Annotated in this window: 19 protein-coding genes; 6 read left to right on the forward strand and 13 right to left on the reverse strand. The window is 34.8% G+C overall.

Going from position 1 to position 16,348, the window contains the following annotated elements:
• Nucleotides 1-79: 79 nt before the first annotated feature.
• Nucleotides 80-1,657: an ATP-binding protein gene (locus D0S48_RS06620; protein ID WP_151110757.1), complete on the forward strand. Its 1,578-nt coding sequence runs from the start codon at nt 80-82 to the stop codon at nt 1,655-1,657.
• 260 nt (nt 1,658-1,917) lie between these two features.
• Here the strand turns inward: D0S48_RS06620 and D0S48_RS21180 are convergent, their stop codons facing one another.
• Complete coding sequence (locus D0S48_RS21180) at nt 1,918-4,101, reverse strand: sensor domain-containing protein (RefSeq protein WP_151110759.1); 2,184 nt, start codon at nt 4,099-4,101, stop codon at nt 1,918-1,920.
• A gap of 185 nt (nt 4,102-4,286) precedes the next feature.
• A complete protein-coding gene (locus D0S48_RS06630) occupies nt 4,287-5,675 on the reverse strand; it encodes an aldehyde dehydrogenase (RefSeq protein WP_151110761.1) in 1,389 nt (462 codons plus the stop codon).
• 342 nt (nt 5,676-6,017) lie between these two features.
• Between D0S48_RS06630 and D0S48_RS20570 the strand changes: the two genes are divergently transcribed.
• The gene (locus tag D0S48_RS20570) at nt 6,018-6,173 is read left to right on the forward strand and encodes a hypothetical protein (RefSeq protein WP_191696457.1); all 156 of its coding nucleotides are present in this window, start codon (nt 6,018-6,020) and stop codon (nt 6,171-6,173) included.
• Between the two features lie 160 nt (nt 6,174-6,333).
• Here D0S48_RS20570 and D0S48_RS06635 read toward each other — a convergent pair whose 3' ends face one another.
• Both D0S48_RS06635 and D0S48_RS06640 read right to left on the reverse strand, forming a co-directional pair.
• On the reverse strand, nt 6,334-7,668 hold the full coding sequence (locus tag D0S48_RS06635; protein WP_151110763.1) for a serine hydrolase domain-containing protein: 1,335 nt from the start codon (nt 7,666-7,668) through the stop codon (nt 6,334-6,336).
• A gap of 236 nt (nt 7,669-7,904) precedes the next feature.
• Nucleotides 7,905-8,489, reverse strand: a complete 585-nt coding sequence (locus D0S48_RS06640) for a phosphatidylglycerophosphatase A family protein (protein WP_151110765.1) — start codon at nt 8,487-8,489, stop codon at nt 7,905-7,907.
• Between the two features lie 119 nt (nt 8,490-8,608).
• Between D0S48_RS06640 and D0S48_RS06645 the strand changes: the two genes are divergently transcribed.
• Genes D0S48_RS06645 through D0S48_RS06655 form a run of 3 tightly spaced genes read left to right on the forward strand, consistent with a single transcriptional unit; the run spans nt 8,609 to nt 10,335 of the window.
• Nucleotides 8,609-9,331, forward strand: a complete 723-nt coding sequence (locus tag D0S48_RS06645) for an alpha/beta hydrolase (protein WP_144537770.1) — start codon at nt 8,609-8,611, stop codon at nt 9,329-9,331.
• 56 nt (nt 9,332-9,387) lie between these two features.
• A complete protein-coding gene (locus D0S48_RS06650; RefSeq protein WP_144537768.1) occupies nt 9,388-9,903 on the forward strand; it encodes a YjcG family protein in 516 nt (171 codons plus the stop codon).
• A 3-nt stretch (nt 9,904-9,906) separates the two neighbouring features.
• On the forward strand, nt 9,907-10,335 hold the full coding sequence (locus D0S48_RS06655) for a GNAT family N-acetyltransferase (RefSeq protein ID WP_151110767.1): 429 nt from the start codon (nt 9,907-9,909) through the stop codon (nt 10,333-10,335).
• 45 nt (nt 10,336-10,380) lie between these two features.
• Here the strand turns inward: D0S48_RS06655 and D0S48_RS06660 are convergent, their stop codons facing one another.
• The 7 genes from D0S48_RS06660 to D0S48_RS06690 form a co-directional block, all read right to left on the reverse strand.
• Nucleotides 10,381-10,692, reverse strand: coding sequence for a hypothetical protein (locus tag D0S48_RS06660; RefSeq protein WP_144537764.1), 312 nt, complete (start codon nt 10,690-10,692; stop codon nt 10,381-10,383).
• Nucleotides 10,693-10,766: 74 nt separating this feature from the next.
• A complete protein-coding gene (locus D0S48_RS06665) occupies nt 10,767-11,012 on the reverse strand; it encodes a stage VI sporulation protein F (RefSeq protein ID WP_144537763.1) in 246 nt (81 codons plus the stop codon).
• A 33-nt stretch (nt 11,013-11,045) separates the two neighbouring features.
• On the reverse strand, nt 11,046-11,201 hold the full coding sequence (locus tag D0S48_RS06670; RefSeq protein ID WP_144537761.1) for a YjcZ family sporulation protein: 156 nt from the start codon (nt 11,199-11,201) through the stop codon (nt 11,046-11,048).
• Nucleotides 11,202-11,265: 64 nt separating this feature from the next.
• Nucleotides 11,266-11,631, reverse strand: coding sequence for a stage V sporulation protein AE (gene spoVAE, locus D0S48_RS06675; RefSeq protein WP_144537758.1), 366 nt, complete (start codon nt 11,629-11,631; stop codon nt 11,266-11,268).
• 1 nt (nt 11,632) lies between these two features.
• Nucleotides 11,633-12,640, reverse strand: coding sequence for a beta-ketoacyl-[acyl-carrier-protein] synthase family protein (locus tag D0S48_RS06680; protein ID WP_151110769.1), 1,008 nt, complete (start codon nt 12,638-12,640; stop codon nt 11,633-11,635).
• Complete coding sequence (spoVAC, locus tag D0S48_RS06685; protein WP_151110771.1) at nt 12,634-13,089, reverse strand: stage V sporulation protein AC; 456 nt, start codon at nt 13,087-13,089, stop codon at nt 12,634-12,636. The genes D0S48_RS06680 and spoVAC overlap by 7 nt, the downstream gene beginning before the upstream one ends.
• A complete protein-coding gene (locus D0S48_RS06690; protein ID WP_151110773.1) occupies nt 13,089-13,478 on the reverse strand; it encodes a putative periplasmic lipoprotein in 390 nt (129 codons plus the stop codon). Before D0S48_RS06690 ends, spoVAC begins: the two co-directional genes overlap by 1 nt.
• A 135-nt stretch (nt 13,479-13,613) precedes the next feature.
• On the opposite strand from D0S48_RS06690, the gene D0S48_RS06695 reads away from it, so the two are divergent.
• Nucleotides 13,614-14,135 (forward strand): CotY/CotZ family spore coat protein, encoded by a 522-nt coding sequence (locus D0S48_RS06695; RefSeq protein WP_151110775.1) that lies wholly within the window; start codon nt 13,614-13,616, stop codon nt 14,133-14,135.
• 240 nt (nt 14,136-14,375) lie between these two features.
• Here the strand turns inward: D0S48_RS06695 and D0S48_RS06700 are convergent, their stop codons facing one another.
• Entirely contained in the window at nt 14,376-14,756 is a 381-nt protein-coding gene (locus D0S48_RS06700; RefSeq protein ID WP_144537749.1) for a hypothetical protein, read from the reverse strand.
• A gap of 51 nt (nt 14,757-14,807) precedes the next feature.
• Nucleotides 14,808-16,175: a magnesium transporter gene (gene mgtE / locus D0S48_RS06705; protein WP_144537748.1), complete on the reverse strand. Its 1,368-nt coding sequence runs from the start codon at nt 16,173-16,175 to the stop codon at nt 14,808-14,810.
• Nucleotides 16,176-16,348 lie beyond the last annotated feature (173 nt).

A 16,348-nucleotide genomic window follows, 5' to 3' on the forward strand; every position in this document is an offset into this window, starting at 1 on the left:
CTTAATTTTATCAAAATCTTGTATTTTCAGATACCTATAAATACGCTAATATAAGAAGTATCTGAAGGAGGTGGAAAAAATGGAATTTTTTAATACTACAAAAGACAAAAATAAGCTATTTCTGATTATTTTTTCTGTTTTTACAATATGCCATATTTTCTTTGCAGCCCTTTTACAAAACAAGGACATCTTAACTTATCTTGTCGTTTCAATTATTTATTTATTAATATTAGCTCTGTTATATTGTGGGAACTCCGAAAATGAAATCATTCAGTATGTTATGTTCATATCCTTAAACTTGTATCTTTTAGTCGTCAATATTTACAGTGAAAACGTAGTAATGATTGCTTTTTTTATTTATCCCATTTACATAGCGGTTCTCTATTATTCTATTGGACCAAGGATATTCTTGTTCTTTCTCACATTAGCAGAAATTTTCGGGCTAATATACTTCAAGTATTCAACCTATACATACATATTTACTCTAGATGACCTTATCGCATTTATACTGCTCCTCATGATGCTTATCTTTACTTCTATATTAAATACATACTTTGATAGAAAATATTGGAACAAAATAACTGAGTTAAATTCTTCAATGAGGCAGGAACTATATTCTCGTGAAAGTTACTTACAGCTCTTTTTCGATAATGCCAAGGATAGCATAACTGTCTTCGATAAAAATAATAAAATAATTGAAGTAAATCCTGCCTTTGAAGAATTATACGGGTGGAAAAGAGAAGAAGTTATTGGACAAAGCGTAACCATTATTTCTCCCCAGTATCAACTAGACGAGGCTAGAAGACAGGAAGTATTAAACGGTGCTAGCTATCACTTTCTAGAAACAACAGATCGAAAAAAAGATGGTACTTATTTTGATGCTCAAATCACTTTTTCTCCTATATATGATTACAACAAGAAGCTTATTGCTCTCTCTATCATTAGTAGAGATGTCAGCTTTAAAAAAGAGACAGAAACTTTATTATTACAATCAGAAAAGTTGAAAATTGCTGGAGAAATGGCTGCTGGAGTAGCTCATGAAATTAGGAATCCAATTACCGTTATTTCTGGTTTTATGCAAATTATGAACGGTGATCCATCCCAACCTTATTATCGCTACACAAAAGTAATTGAAAATGAGATTGAAAGAATTAATTATATAATTAGTGAATTTCTTGTTTTAGCAAAGCCTCATGTGAAATTACCTAAAAAATACGACCTTAAGAAATCTTTAGATGATATTCTCGTTTTGTTTCAGCCCGAGATTAACTTAAATGGTATCCTTCTTACAACTGAGCTATTAGAAGGGCCTATCATTCTCTATGGAGAGGAAGGCCAGATGAAACAAGTACTCATCAACCTTGTTAAAAACGCAATTGAGGCAATTACTGAAAACGGAGAAATTCATATTAGCTGCTCCGTTGAACCATCAGAGATTGTAATAATTAAAATAAGAGACAATGGAGTTGGAATGGACACGCATACTGCTGGAAAGGTATTTGATCCGTTTTTTTCAACTAAAGTTAATGGAACAGGGCTTGGAATGATGATTTCTGAAAAGATTATATCTGAACACGGTGGAAATATTTTGATTGAAAGCGATAAAAATCACGGAACAACTGTGACTATCCAATTACCTTATAGTATCAATTCCTGACAATAGAGTAGCGTTGTATAACAGTGATATTTAAACAAAGATTATTAACCATCATTTTAGACAAGTTATTTCCTTGTAGTAATTGAATACTTAATAAGGCGGTCACTATAGCGGTATGAAGGAGACAGATAAGACATCACAAACGTAGCATTGATGGCTTATCGTCCCTCCCGAGAGCCCGCCTAATTATTTATTCTTCATCTATTTGAAGAAGAGGATAACCATAATCTCTGTACTTTCTTATTAAATCCTATCATATTTTATTTGACCATTAGATTGAAGTCGGGTACATCTCTGGCATTTAAAGGCTTTGAGTAATAATAACCTTGAACAATCTTACATTTATGTCGTTTTAAAAACTGAATAACTTCCTCTGTCTCTACACCTTCAGCTACTACCTCTAGTCCAAGGCTAAGCCCTATTCGAATGATAGAGGAGACGATCACTTCATTTCGCCTTTCAAATATACGGTTCATAAACATACTGTCTATTTTTAATGTATGGATAGGGAGTTCACTTAAATAGCGAAAGTTAGAAAAACCTGCCCCAAAGTCATCCATTGCTATGCGAATTCCGTAGTTTTTTAATTCTGTTAGAATGCTCAATAGCTTATTTAAATTTTTCATTAAAACATTTTCCGTTATTTCTAGCTCTAAATATTGAGGTGGCAGTCCTGTTTCCAAGAGAATATCTTTAACATTGTTTACAAAATCGTTTTGCTCTAATTCGGCAGGACTTATATTCACAGACACTGTATCAAAAGCTATGCCTTTCTGTAGCCATTCAGCAGCTTGTCTACATGCCTCATGGAGAACGTACCTACCTAAAGGGATGATTAACCCAGTCTCTTCAGCAAACGGGATGTAATCATTTGGAGGAATGATATTTTTACCCTTTCTATTCCATCGGATAAGAGCTTCGTAACCATGAACTTTATTAGTAAATAAATTTACTTTAGGCTGGTAGACTAAGAAAAATTCATCGTTCTCTAATCCAAAACGGATATCACTCTCTAAACGAACCTTATTAATATAACCTTCTTCTAAATTTTTTTCATATAATACTGCTGTTCCTCTTCCCTGCTCCTTAGACACATTCAATGCTAAGTCAGCTGCCCTGTGTAAAGCCGCATATTCAGAACCATGAAGAGGAAAGCAGGATAGCCCTATTGAACACGAAATGTACAATTCCATTTCATCTATATAAAAAGGCTTTTCGATTTCTTTTATCAGTTGCTGAGCATTAAGTAAGTAATTTTTACAAGGGAATTCTTGATCATCCAAAAGGATTACAAATTCATCTCCACCCATACGGTAGATTTGTGCTCCTTCTTTATAGAAGGATTTCATTCTTCTGGAAACCTTTTGCAATAAAATATCCCCAGTGACATGGCCTAGTGAATCGTTGATATTTTTGAAACGATCTAAGTCTATATATAGAAAACTAAAGGGCTCCTTTAGTAATATTTTTAGCTGTATATCTCTATTTAAAGCCGCCGTGTTATATGTATTGGTCAGGTGATCTTTGTATGCAAGTTCGGATAGAGTTGTTCGAGTGTTCTCAAGCTCGGTTATATCATTTCCAATACCAATCGCACCAGTCACTTTCCCATTTTGCTCAATAGGAGAAATAGTAATATGAATACATTTAGAACCAAACCATTCCTTGTAGGCAACTTCTTCTCCTAAGAAAACTTTTGTAATATTTTCATTTAATTTATCGGATACTTCCTTAGGGAAATAACTCATTGCTAACTTTAAGCTTTGAAATGGTTGTTCTCCAAACATTTCACTAGAGGGATGGATTGCCTGTATTCCTCTTTCCTTAAAATATTCCGTAGCAATTTTACCAGTTAATAAGGAAAAGTAAGACTCATTATTATAATCTTTATCTACTCTAAAAATTAGGTTATTTACGTGTCTTACCACGGTCTCAAAGGAATTTAGCAAATTTGCCTGAAGTCTTTGTTCCTTTTCTTTTTCAACTGTTATGTCCGTACGAATACTTAAAAAATAAGTATCCTTGTATTCTTCGCCGATTGGAAGAATATATGTTTTAACCCAATATAACTCACCATTTTTACGTTTGTTGCATATTTCGCCTTCCCAGGTTTGACCTTGTAAAATCGTATTCCACATTTCTTTAAAAAATTTAGTGGAATGATGAGAGGATTTGACGACACGGTGAGTTTTACCTATAAGCTCTTCAGGTGAATAACCAGAAATTTCAACGAACCTGTCATTCACATATATTATTTGTCCAGCTCTGTTTGTAAGTGCGAGAATCATCGTTTCATTTACTGCATAGCTCATTAGCTTCATCTTAAAAAAAGCATCCTCAAGCATTATTTCAAGCTTATCATTATCTTTAATAGATTCTTTACGCAATGCATTTTTTACTGTAAGCAATAAATCTTCAGACTCTGTGCCAAATATGGACTCCATTTCTTGTCCTCCATTTTATTTAATCAATAAAATACAAACCTTTGTCTACATATTAGTAAATAAGTCATTTCATGTCAATATTTTATTGATAGAATAGAATTATAACAAGTAATTTAATGGTCTAATATTAAATCTAATGAACTAAGAGTTGTGGTAAATTAATACCACAACTCTCGGATGTATCATTATTTTAATAAGCCTCTTACTAACTTAATTTTATTTTTATACGGAGGGAACGCTACGTTTAATGGGATAGCTGTACTTTTTTTCACAATAGATTTTTGATGGGTGAACATTTCAAAGCTTGATGCGCCGTGATAAGCTCCCATTCCGGAGTTTCCAACCCCACCAAATGGTAAGTGGGCACTACCAGCATGCATAATTGTATCATTGATACATCCACCACCAAAGGAAAGCTCTTCTAGAAAATAATTTTGTGCTCCTTCATGCTCACTGAACATATAGGCTGCTAGGGGCTTTGGAAATTTTCTAATTTGGCGAATAATAGTAGGTAAATCTTTGTAACTAATCACTGGCAGGATTGGCCCAAAAATCTCTTCTTGCATAGAAGGACTAGAGAAATGTACTCCATCTAAAATGGTAGGTTCTATATATAAATCTTCCTTATCCATTTTACCTCCAAAAATAATATGGTCTTTCTCTTGTAAAACCATTTTTTGTAATCGTCTAAAATGATTGGTATTTACTATTCGCCCATAATCAGGGCTTTCTTGAACGTTTTCACCGTAGAAATGTTGAATAGCTTCCCGTAATTTTTCAAGAAGCTTTTCTTTGACAGTTTCTTCTACGAGTATATAATCTGGAGCAATACAGGTTTGTCCAGAGTTAACTAATTTGCCCCAAATAATTCGCTTTGCAGCCTGGTCTAAATTAGCCGTATGATCAACGATAGCTGGGCTTTTTCCACCTAACTCTAATGCAATTGGAGTCAACCTTTTAGAGGCAGCCTCCATCACTACCTTCCCAACGTTTACACTACCAGTGAAGAAGATAAAATCGAAAGGAGCATGTATTAATAAAGAGGTTTCTTCTTTTTCTCCCTCAACGACTCTAATATAATGAGGATGAAAGGCTTCAGCTATAATCTTTTTTACTATATTGGTAGTAAAAGGAGTTGTTTCAGAAGGTTTGATAACTACACAATTTCCGCCTGCTATAGCTCCAAGCAAAGGCTCCATTATTAACTGAAATGGATAGTTAAATGGAGCAATGATTAAAACTGTTCCATAAGGCTCGTTAATAATTTGACTTTTTGATGGCATGAGCGTCAACGGTGTCTTCACCTGTTTTGGCTCCATCCATTTATCCAAATTTTTCTTCATATGAGTAATACTTTCATATATCAACCCTATTTCAGTTGTATATGCTTCAAACTCACTCTTCCTTAAATCTTTATAAAGGGCTTTTATTACTTCATTTTCATATTTTTTAATCGTTTTTTTCAAAATGTCTAATTGGTCGATTCGAAACTTTGCAGATTTAGTTATGCCTGAGTAAAAATACGCTTGGTGTTCCTCTAACATCTGATCTAGCTGCTGTGATGTAAAATTCACATTATCATCTCCTCATCAACTTTTTATTGCACTATGTTTGGTGAACAAATAAACCTTTGACTACTTTTTGTTATCAAATATAGTCTACTCTCTAAAGCATACTATTATTTTTCAGTTGACGAAAGAATTTGTATTTTTATCCTTGTACATTAAATAACTTTAAAATGGCATACTACTTTCATAAGGGAGATTTGAAACCAATCAATAAGTCCCTCTATGTACTCCATCCCTTATGAAAAAAGTCATGTTTTTGAAATAATTGTTTGGTTATGAATCATATCGGGGTATATGAAAGGCAAATGATAAAATTAATAAGTTTTTTGGAAAAGGAGAGGAAATATAATGACTGAAACTCAAACTTGGTGGGAGCCTATTTTTCAAGGTCCGATGTCTATTGGATTAAATAAGGAACGTTTACTAAATGAATTAGAAGAGGAGACTTTCTTATATTTCCAGCAAGATGACTCAGCTTTAATGGAAACTGCTACAATGGAATAGATTATATCCATAAATCATCTTTCCTCTTACTAGGAGGGCTGACTATTATGGAATACTTAGCTTGAGTAATCTACATTAGCTTGTTGGATCTGACTTAAGCAATTGCGCTTTTCTAATTGAATAAATCATTATCAATATTTTATCGACGAGGAGATTCTGTTTAGATTCTCCTCTTTTCATATGTCTTCATATTGTGAGCCATGTGCTTTTCTCCATAACAATCTATGTATTGAACACACTCAACTATATTTGAAGGACTGTAGTGAATAGTAAGCTCTTCATTCACAAATTCAGTCTTAAAAGTAATACTCAACAAATCCTGCTTCACGGGTATTAGTTTATATTTGTATAGCGCATTATACATTTTTGAAACAGTTAAGAAGATACTGTTATTTTCTTGAGATATTGATATAGTTTGAGTTGGTCGATCTATAACCTGGTATTGCCCGATTATACAAAGTTTTTTATGTGAATCGTCCACTCCAATTGCATCTATAGATGCTGGCAGAAACATACTTCCACCTAACATTACTTCAGATATCTCTTCAGTTAGTTTAATTACGGGTGTTATACTCAAATTACTTAAATAGATTACCGTTATTTTCTCCTCAGAAAATCGAAGAAAATTACTACAGAAACCACTAATATCTCCATAATGATGCGAACATTTTTTGTTAAATTTATTTGAAATTACCCAACCAGAAGCATAATTACTTCTATTTACTTCAAACATTTTTTTCGTTAACACTTCGTCTAATATAGTAAAGGAGCTTAACGCCTTGTCCCAAATGAAAAGGTCTTCGACTGTTGAATAGAGACCATAAGCACCAAGAGGAAAAGACATATCCGAATATTCTGCTCGGATAACTTCCTCCCAAACTGAATACCCTGACGCCATTTCAGCTATTACTTTCCTGCCATCATCACAGCCAGTATTAACCATCCCTAACGGATTAAAAATATACTCGCTCAAATATTTTGCATAAGGCATATTTGAGACCTGCTCAATTACTGCTGTTAAGATAGAGTAGCCTGAATTAGAGTATTCAAATTCGTTACCTGGTTTAAAATGTAGTGGCTTATCTTTAAAGGCGTCAATTAGTTGGGCTAGAGTTAGAGGCAATCTCATATTGCTAGACCAAAAATCTGAGTCTGCTGTAAAATTGGGAATCCCCGAGGTATTTGTTAAACAGTGATAAATGGTGATTTCCCCTCCATTAGGATAATTCACTAAATACTTGCCTATAGCGTCATTTATATTTAAGTTACCATTTTTATGTAACTGATAAATTGCAAAAGAAGTGAAAGCTTTGGACAGGGATCCTATACGAAATTTAGTATGAGAAAAATTAGGAATTTTATGTTCCCAGTTAGCGAATCCATATCCTTTATTCACTATAATTCGATCACTTGACGCTACAAGAATTGAACCATTTATATACCCATTTTTATCGTAAGCGTCTAAAAGCCGTTTTATTTTTTCATCAATCCCCATACTTCTTCCACCTCAAAAATTTCATTTTATTCTGTTTTTATTACTGTAGCATAGAATGAACATGCTGATTTCAATATTCGGCTTAGACTTTGGCATGAAGTATGTGATAGTGTAAGCATTGCTCAAAGTAAATCACGCGTGTATATATGTACGATTAGCTAGATGAGTATGGTTAGTGACTTATTTTTAATACTTTCTAGTCTTAAAAAAAAACAGCCACGAGTGGCTGCTCTCTTTTAAGTAGTTGCTCCCTTGATATTAGTTTCCGGTGCTGTTTCTTCTGGAGCTATATCCTCGAAGGTTTCGTTAGCCTCTTGCAAGTCTCTTGTTCGATGTGCAAGTCTAGATGCAGCACTTGCCGCTATACTTGCAACCAAGTCATCTAAAAAGGTATGAATGCTACCTCCTGCCTTTGTATCAAGCTTAGATATTATACCAATCTTATTTTTGTCTAGATGTCCAAACGTGGTGACGGCTATACTTCCGTATGTAAATACAGCGCCTAACGCAATTGTTTCATCTACGCCAAATAATCCTTCATCTGCTTCTACAATCTGTTGTAGTGGAGCTGATAACATTTTTTTCTCTGCAAGTTCGTCTAATTCAATCCCTACAAGGATTGCATGTTGCATTTCTCTTTTTTTCATGACACTCTTGATCGACTCAATACAGTGTTCAATTGTTAGTCCTTTGTTATATGGAAATTGCATTTCATACACTATTTTAGCAATCTCTTCGATTGTAACTCCTCTACGCTTTAACGCATCCACCGTTGCTTGCTCTACCGTGCGGGAATGCACTCTAGATGTTTGATTATCCAAAAAATAACCTCCTTTTTCTATTTTGAGTCTGTAAAAAGAATACCTATAAGCTGCTCTCATTATACCTCTTTCCCAGTATATGTTACAATTTCTATATAACATGACAACGAGGTGTAAGAATGAACAAAGGGACTTTACAAGATACAACTATATACAGCAAGGCTTTGGATGAAGAAATTCAATTATTAATTTATTTGCCGCCAAATTACTCCCCATTATATAAATATTCAGTCCTTATAGCATCTGACGGTAAAGATTATTTTCAATTAGGAAGAATTTCTCGTGTAGCAGATGAATTGTATGATAATCAAGAAATAGAAAATCTAATAATTGTCGGTGTTCCTTATAAAAGTGTCAAAGAACGTAGAAGCATGTATCACCCAGATGGAGAAAAACAGCTAGCGTACTCACGTTTTATAGCACAAGAGCTAGTTCCTTATATAGATGAAAATTATCCGACTTATCAAATTGGAATGGGAAGAGCTTTGATTGGAGATTCCTTAGCTGGCACAATTTCCTTACTTACAGCCCTTAGGTATCCAAATACTTTTGGTAAAGTTATAATGCATTCTCCTCTCATCAATGAGGACATATTAGAAATGGTTGAAAATCATAAAGAAGTACATGCATTTTCTCTATACCAGGTGGTTGGTAACCAAGAGACTGCTGTTAAAACGGGAGATGGTTTAGAAACTGATTTCCTTACACCAAACAGAAAATTGCATAATTTACTCCTAAATAAAGGGTTTTCTACTTTTTATGACGAATTAGAAGGAGACCATACTTGGAAGCTATGGCAACCAGACATTAAAAGATCACTGCAAAACAATTTCAGTCTTTAAGATGTTTTTGGTATAATAGAAATATATTGTAAGATAATTTTAAGGAGGTCATGATTATGAAATACGGTATTGTTGCTTTTCCATCAAAAAAGGTGCAAGATTTTGCGAACTCTTATAGAAAGCGTTATGATCCCCATTATGCTCTTATTACTCCTCATATGACTTTAAAGGGAGTTTTTGAAGCAGATGAAGCCCAAATTAAAACAATAGCTAACCAAATTAATGAAATAGCTAAGACCCATAAGCCCTTTATAATGAAAACAACAAAAGTAAGTTCTTTTGCTCCTGTAACAAATGCTATCTACTTCAATATTCAATCTACACAAGAGCTTGAAAAATTACATGAGGATCTGAATTCAATTGAGTATCATGATGATGAAACCTATTCATTTGTACCTCATATTACTATTGCACAAAAACTTAGTGCAAGTGAGCATGACGATATATTGCCACAATTAAAAATGATTGGAGCAGAATTCGAGGAAGAGATAGATCGAATTCATCTGTTGTATCAGCTAGAAGACGGTTCCTGGACCGTATATGAAACATTTAGATTGTCTGGAGCTGAGTAACCATTGGTATTTGCAAAGATTGTTGAAACTGAGAAAGAGTACGATGATGCAATATATATAAGAAGAAAAGTATTTGTAGAGGAACAAGACGTTCCTCTGCATTTAGAGTTAGACGAATACGACAAGAAAGCAACACATTTTGTTGCTTATGACGGAGATATTCCTTTTGGAGCTGGTCGGATTCGCATTGCTGAGCCCACTATTGGTAAAGTAGAGCGCGTATGTATCTTACCTGAATATAGAGGGAAAAAACTAGGTAATTTAATGATGGAATGTATGGAAGATTACGCAAAGGACCATCAATTTACAAAGCTAAAGTTAAACGCTCAGAGTCACGCTATACCCTTTTATGAAAAAAGAGACTATGTCATCACGTCTCCTGAATTTTTGGAAGCTGGTATCCCTCATAGAGCGATGGAAAAAGAATTATAAAGAGTAAAACCCGCTAACTATAGGTTAGCGGGTTTTACTCTTTGCTTAAATATAGGTATTCACATAGTTACCTTTACCTGATATTTCTGCAATGATAGGTGATAAATTAACGGGATTTGGTTGGATAAAGCCTTTAGATAATGGCAAGCTAGAAAGTTCTTTATTACCCGATAACTGCTTTTCTTCTTGTTGTTCTATTCCTTCTTTTTGTTGAAGGTCAGCTAAGTGATCATCGAAAATCGATTTCATTTTAACATTTTGAACATTATTGATTTGAGCAAAATTATATTCTTCCATTTGCATACGATTCGCATAAATTTGCGACTGCAAAGGTTGAACTGGAATAATATACCCCATTCTTATCCACCTCCATTATAAAACTATATGCTCTTTACCCTTGTTTAATTTACCTTAAACCTATTTTTTAAATATTACAGCATTTTTTCAATATCGGTTAAACTGATTGAACTTCCTTTTTGGAGGATTGAGTTCGTCAGTTGATCTTCTAATTCTTTAGAAACAGGTTTGTTGGCAAGCCTGCCTACTTTTCTTACGATTTTACGAACTTGATGTTCATTGGTAAAATCAGCATTTGAAATGGCGTTAGCTAGTGTGAAAAGCTCATCCATTGATACACCGGTTTTATTCTCAATCGCTCTGAAAAAAGAATTTTGCATGTAATTTCCCCCTCGCATTATTTATAATCAGGTTTAAGGGAGAAAGCTAGCTCCGACAATGATCAATAAAATGAATAAAACAACGATTAATACAAATGTTGAACCTGCACCTTTATTTCCACCGTAGCCACCCTCATATCCGTAGCCTCCGCCGTAACCGTAACATCCTCCATCACAATAACCGTACATATCCTTTCCCCCTTCCTTTCAACTTATAGTATGCAAGGGGGGCGCAAGAAATAGGGCATTTTGCTTAATAGGTTGTTTTTCGTTTTTGGAATATAAAAGCACCAATTATTCCGAATAATATAGCTGCACTGATACCGGAACTCGTTACCTCAAACATTCCAGTTATTACTCCAACTAAGCCATGTTTTTCAGCTTCTGCGAGTGCACCATGGGTTAATGAGTTCCCAAAAGAAGTGATCGGAATTGTTGCCCCCGCTCCTGCAAAATCAATAAGGGGCTCATATAAACCAAAACCATCTAAAATTGCCCCTGCCACCACCATACCGCTTAATGTATGAGCTGGTGTTAGTTTACAAACATCCATTAGAATTTGTCCAATTACACAAATTAAACCTCCAACGATAAAAGCTGTAATTAATGATGAAATCATATTATCCCTTCTTCTCCATTCGACATTCAATAGCATGTGCTATGCATGGTATGGTTTCTCCCTGTTGATAAGTTAATGGAGAAAGCAATGCACCTGTAGCTATTAGTAAAACCCGTTTAAATGTGCCTTTTTTGAGTTGACTGTATATATGACTAAAAAATACTGAAGCAGAACAGCCAGGACCACTCGCACCGGCATTAAAGAATTGGTCATCTCCATAATATTGAGCTCCAGCATCCTGCAAAATTACTCCGCTATTTTCATCCTGGAACATCTCTTTTAATATAGAAAGTCCTATCTTTCCTAAGTCACCTGTCATTATCAAATCATAATCTGACATTTTACTGTTTGTGTTTTTTAGGTGACGTTCGATTGTATCTCTAGCAGCTGGGGCCATAGCAGCTCCCATATGGAGAGGATTCGTTTGCTTTCCATCCACTACTCTTCCCATCGTCGCATGAGAAATATAGGGTGCATTTTTAGCATTGCTCTGTAATAAAGCAAAAGCAGCAGCCGTTACTGTCCATTGTGCAGTCTTAGGTTTTTGCGCCCCATACTCCAAAGGATATCTGAACTGTCTTTCCACAGTAGGATGATGACTTGAAGCACCAGCAAGGATATTTTTGGAATTTCCTGTTTCTAACAGGAGGCAGCCAATGATAGTTGCTTCCATAGAACTTGCACAAGCAGAAAATACGCCAAAGTAAGGAATTGCAAGCTTTCTTGCTGCAAAGCTGGAAGGCGACATTTGATTGACTAGGTCTCCTCCAATAAACAAATCAATATTATCCATCTTTTCATGAACCTTACTAACAGCAATTGAGCAAGCCTTTTCGATAAATCGACTAGCGGCCTGTTCATAAGTTTCGTTTTTTTCCTTTTCTGTCGTTAATATTTCATCAAAAGACTCCGCAAATGGGCTCACTTTTTCCACAGGTCCAACAACAACGCCTGCACTTGCGATGCTCGGTCTTTGTGTAAATGAAATAGTTCCACCGGTATTTACCATGAGACCACTCCCAATTTGACGAGAATTGTTTTAACTAGAGCCACAAAAAATGCAGAAAGCACACCAAATACGATAACAGATCCTGCAAGCTTAAACATGTTACCACCGACCCCTAATACATAACCCTCTGTTTTATGTTCTATGGAAGCGGAGATAACCGCGTTACCAAATCCCGTAACGGGGACAGCAGATCCTGCTCCTCCAAACTGAGAAATTTTTTTATATAGACCTGTCCCTGTTAAAATCATAGCTATGAATATCATAGTTGCAACAGTAGGATTCCCTGCTGTTTTTTCAGTAAAAGGAAAAAAGCGCATATAGAAGAATGTTATTAATTGACCTACTGCACAAAATATTCCACCTACTATAAAAGCTTTTAAACAATTAATAAACACCGGGGCTTTGGGAGTCTGCTTATCAACAACTTTTTGAAATTGTTTTTGATCCATTAGGTCTCTTCCTTCGATAGGGTTTTAATTTCTTCGATAGCTTTTTTCAATTTTTCATTTTTCTTTTCTTTATTCATGATTTTTTCAATTTCCCATTTGATTTTGATATCCCCTGTCACTATAACCTCTTTATCCGGGAACTCTTTTTCAATTTCCTTTTTTACTTCATCTTCGATTTTCACTTTTTGAAATCGTTTTAATCTTGCTATATCAATCGCTACCAGAACATCATTGTTATCCATTACACTTTTATATCCAACAATTTTATCCTGCTCTTTAAGGAGCTCTTCAAGTTTGGAAGTATCTCCGTCAGAATACACCTGATATTCTGGGCTTGAACAAGCAGCCATTAAGAATAATAACAGGAGAACATACACTATTTTTTTCATAGGTTCTTTGCTCCTTTTTTAGTTAGTATGTACGTGCAAAATTGAATTATGCAATTCTATCTGAGCTATTTGCCCCTATCCAAAACTGTACCGCTACATAAATTACTTAAGAAGAGACAAAGGAGGTGAATATTTATGGGTTGTGGAAATATTGAAGACGTTTCTGGTCACCATGATAAAAATCAACGTTGCGTATGTGACGTAGTTCGAGCTATTAAAGATATACAAGATCAAGCAGAAAATAATTGCGGTCCATGTCCAACTAGTTGCTTTTTAGAACCACTTGGAGGACTTGTAAGTCCATCAAGAAATAATGCAGATACACGTGTTTTCATGTTATTGACAAAAGATGGAGATCCCTTCAAAGCTTTTTTCCGTGATTTAACACCTAGACCACATGATAATGATTGCGTATCAGTATTTTTCCGTGTAGAAGATATCTTTGATAACTGTTGTGCTACATTAAGAGTTTTAGAACCACTTGATGCTCAACGACACGGAGTAAATTTATTAAACGGTGATGGTACTAAGATTGATTTCAAACAAATTTGTAAAGTGCGTAATTTCGATTTAACTGGTAGCTGTGTAACCGTAGATTTAAACTGTTTCTGTGGTATTGAATGCGTAGCGGATGTATTTTTAGATGTATGTGACTAATCGTTTCAATAATGTAGTGTCTATTCCGTTCGGGCTAACCACCGAACGGTTTTTAATCATTGTATTTTTATAGCACAAGCTTTACTTTTACCTCCTTCTTTTGATCTTATTTGCAAATGATTAAATTTTTTTGAAATTAACCGAAGCAATTATTAATAGACAAAAGACACGTACCCTTAGGGACGTGTCTTTTATCTACTGCTTTTCTCGTAAAAAAGCTAATCATATATTAACCATCATTTATTTCATTATACTTCCTCGCCAAGTAATTTTTATAACTTGCTCAATTGGATAGACAGCATTTTCTCCTGAATTTAATTTAATTGTAACGCTTTTTCCGTTCACTTCCTCAACTTCTCCCTGCAGTATTCCCCCACCTTTTAAATGAAAGTTTAATGGGCGGTATACTTGGCGTTGAAATGGCTTTGCTAAAAAATATAATTTATCTAAAATAGCTGAAGTTGTGCCGGACATTTCTCTGTTTTTTTCATAAATCGAAGTACTTTCTTCCTCTCCATCTTCTACTAGCTTTTCGAATTCTATAACTTCTTTAAATTCGGGAGGAAGATGAAAAACCGGTGGCCCTTGTATAAAAAGTAAAGGATCATTTAATGAGCTCATTGACACATCCTTTTTCCTTTACCTTATGCAAAAAACATTGAATTGGTTAATTTATAAAGAAGAGATGAACAATGTCGCTAAGCCCAGATAGATTAAAATACTAATTAAATCATTGATGGTCGTTATGAATGGTCCAGATGCTACAGCTGGATCGATTTTCATGCGATGGATGAGTAAAGGAATAAATGATCCACCAAGTGTAGCAAAAAATATTGATCCAAATATTGCAGCTCCAACGAGCATCCCGATTAAAAGATCATGTTTCCAAAAGTAAATAACTCCTATCACAAGTAACCCGCAGATTAATCCTGTTATTAAGCCTGTACCAGCTTCACGAAATAATAGTTTAGTTTTACTTTGCTCCTCGATATCGCCTGTTGCGATCCCGCGTACAGCAACGGCTAGCGCCTGTGTCCCACTATTACCGGCCATACCCGCAATTAGAGGGATAAACACCGCAAGAAGTGCAACCTTGTCTAATGTTTGCTCAAAAATACTCATCAGATTTGCCGTCATCATCCCCAAGAATAGAAGAATGATTAGCCATGGAAGTCTCTTTCTTGCAGCCGAAAATGGCCCCTTATCAAATGTATCCATATCAGATACTGCGGCAAGTTTGGAATAATCATCTGACGCTTCTTCATCTAATACGTCGATAATATCATCTACTGTTACAATTCCAAGTAAATGGTTCTCAAAATCTAGAACAGGGACAGCTAAAAAGTCATAATCCTTAATCATTTTAGCGACTTCTTCTTGATCTTCGTTTACTAGAACACTTACAACACGCTCATTCATAATATCTTTTATCAAAGTATCTTCATCTGCTACGATAAGGTCTCTCAATGATATGACCCCTGCAAGCCTATGTGATTCATCTACAACGAATAAATAATAAATCGTTTCGGCATCAGGAGCTGCATTTCTTAATATTGTCATGGCAGAACGACAAGTGGAGTTTTCTGGAATAGCGACATATTCAGTTGTCATTATAGATCCAGCTGTATATTCTTCATAATCTAACAGGTCCTTGATTTCCTGTGCAGATTCTTTGTCCATAATATTTAAATAACTTGCTACTTGTGCATCCTCTAGTTCGTTTAGTACGTCTACTGCATTATCAGCATACATGAACGAAAGCATATCGGCTGCATACGTTGTGTCCATTTCTTTTAAGTAAAATTCATACAGTTCTTCATCAAACTTAGTTGCCTCAAAAAGCTCTGCCATCTCTTTCGGAGAAAGATAATGAAAGATTTTCTGTCGTAATTCTGGCTCTACCTTCTCAAAAAATATTGACTGATCGTAAGGATGAAGTTCCATAAAAATCTCTCTAAAATCATCCATAGAATCTGTAAGCAAAAAATGAATTAAATTTGATTCCTCAAGTTCCAATAGATCCACTTTTTCCTCTTTCATATCTTTCCCTCCTTCCGGCATATAACCTTTACTATTGTATGACCACTGTTTTTAATAAGCAATAGCTTTCTTAAAATGGCAACAAAAGTTACATCAATATATTATTCCCTGGGAAATTTTTTTGAAACTATATGGAAATAATGAACCTCAAAAATGTTTAGGAAAATTATTCA

It is taken from the genome of Psychrobacillus sp. AK 1817 (assembly GCF_008807035.1).
GTDB classification, from domain to species: domain Bacteria; phylum Bacillota; class Bacilli; order Bacillales_A; family Planococcaceae; genus Psychrobacillus; species Psychrobacillus faecigallinarum.

Bases quoted from the DNA above. Each gene is read 5' to 3' on its own strand.
- spoVAC (WP_151110771.1), bottom strand. From the start codon at position 13,089: ATGGATCAAAAACAATTTCAAAAAGTTGTTGATAAGCAGACTCCCAAA.
- D0S48_RS06700 (WP_144537749.1), bottom strand. From the start codon at position 14,756: ATGAGCTCATTAAATGATCCTTTACTTTTTATACAAGGGCCACCGGTT.
- D0S48_RS06680 (WP_151110769.1), bottom strand. From the start codon at position 12,640: ATGGTAAATACCGGTGGAACTATTTCATTTACACAAAGACCGAGCATC.
- D0S48_RS06620 (WP_151110757.1), top strand. From the start codon at position 80: ATGGAATTTTTTAATACTACAAAAGACAAAAATAAGCTATTTCTGATT.
- D0S48_RS06670 (WP_144537761.1), bottom strand. From the start codon at position 11,201: ATGTACGGTTATTGTGATGGAGGATGTTACGGTTACGGCGGAGGCTAC.
- D0S48_RS06645 (WP_144537770.1), top strand. From the start codon at position 8,609: ATGAACAAAGGGACTTTACAAGATACAACTATATACAGCAAGGCTTTG.
- D0S48_RS06660 (WP_144537764.1), bottom strand. From the start codon at position 10,692: ATGGGGTATATTATTCCAGTTCAACCTTTGCAGTCGCAAATTTATGCG.
- D0S48_RS06665 (WP_144537763.1), bottom strand. From the start codon at position 11,012: ATGCAAAATTCTTTTTTCAGAGCGATTGAGAATAAAACCGGTGTATCA.
- D0S48_RS06635 (WP_151110763.1), bottom strand. From the start codon at position 7,668: ATGGGGATTGATGAAAAAATAAAACGGCTTTTAGACGCTTACGATAAA.
- D0S48_RS20570 (WP_191696457.1), top strand. From the start codon at position 6,018: ATGACTGAAACTCAAACTTGGTGGGAGCCTATTTTTCAAGGTCCGATG.
- D0S48_RS06695 (WP_151110775.1), top strand. From the start codon at position 13,614: ATGGGTTGTGGAAATATTGAAGACGTTTCTGGTCACCATGATAAAAAT.
- D0S48_RS06650 (WP_144537768.1), top strand. From the start codon at position 9,388: ATGAAATACGGTATTGTTGCTTTTCCATCAAAAAAGGTGCAAGATTTT.
- D0S48_RS06690 (WP_151110773.1), bottom strand. From the start codon at position 13,478: ATGAAAAAAATAGTGTATGTTCTCCTGTTATTATTCTTAATGGCTGCT.
- D0S48_RS21180 (WP_151110759.1), bottom strand. From the start codon at position 4,101: ATGGAGTCCATATTTGGCACAGAGTCTGAAGATTTATTGCTTACAGTA.
- mgtE (WP_144537748.1), bottom strand. From the start codon at position 16,175: ATGAAAGAGGAAAAAGTGGATCTATTGGAACTTGAGGAATCAAATTTA.
- spoVAE (WP_144537758.1), bottom strand. From the start codon at position 11,631: ATGATTTCATCATTAATTACAGCTTTTATCGTTGGAGGTTTAATTTGT.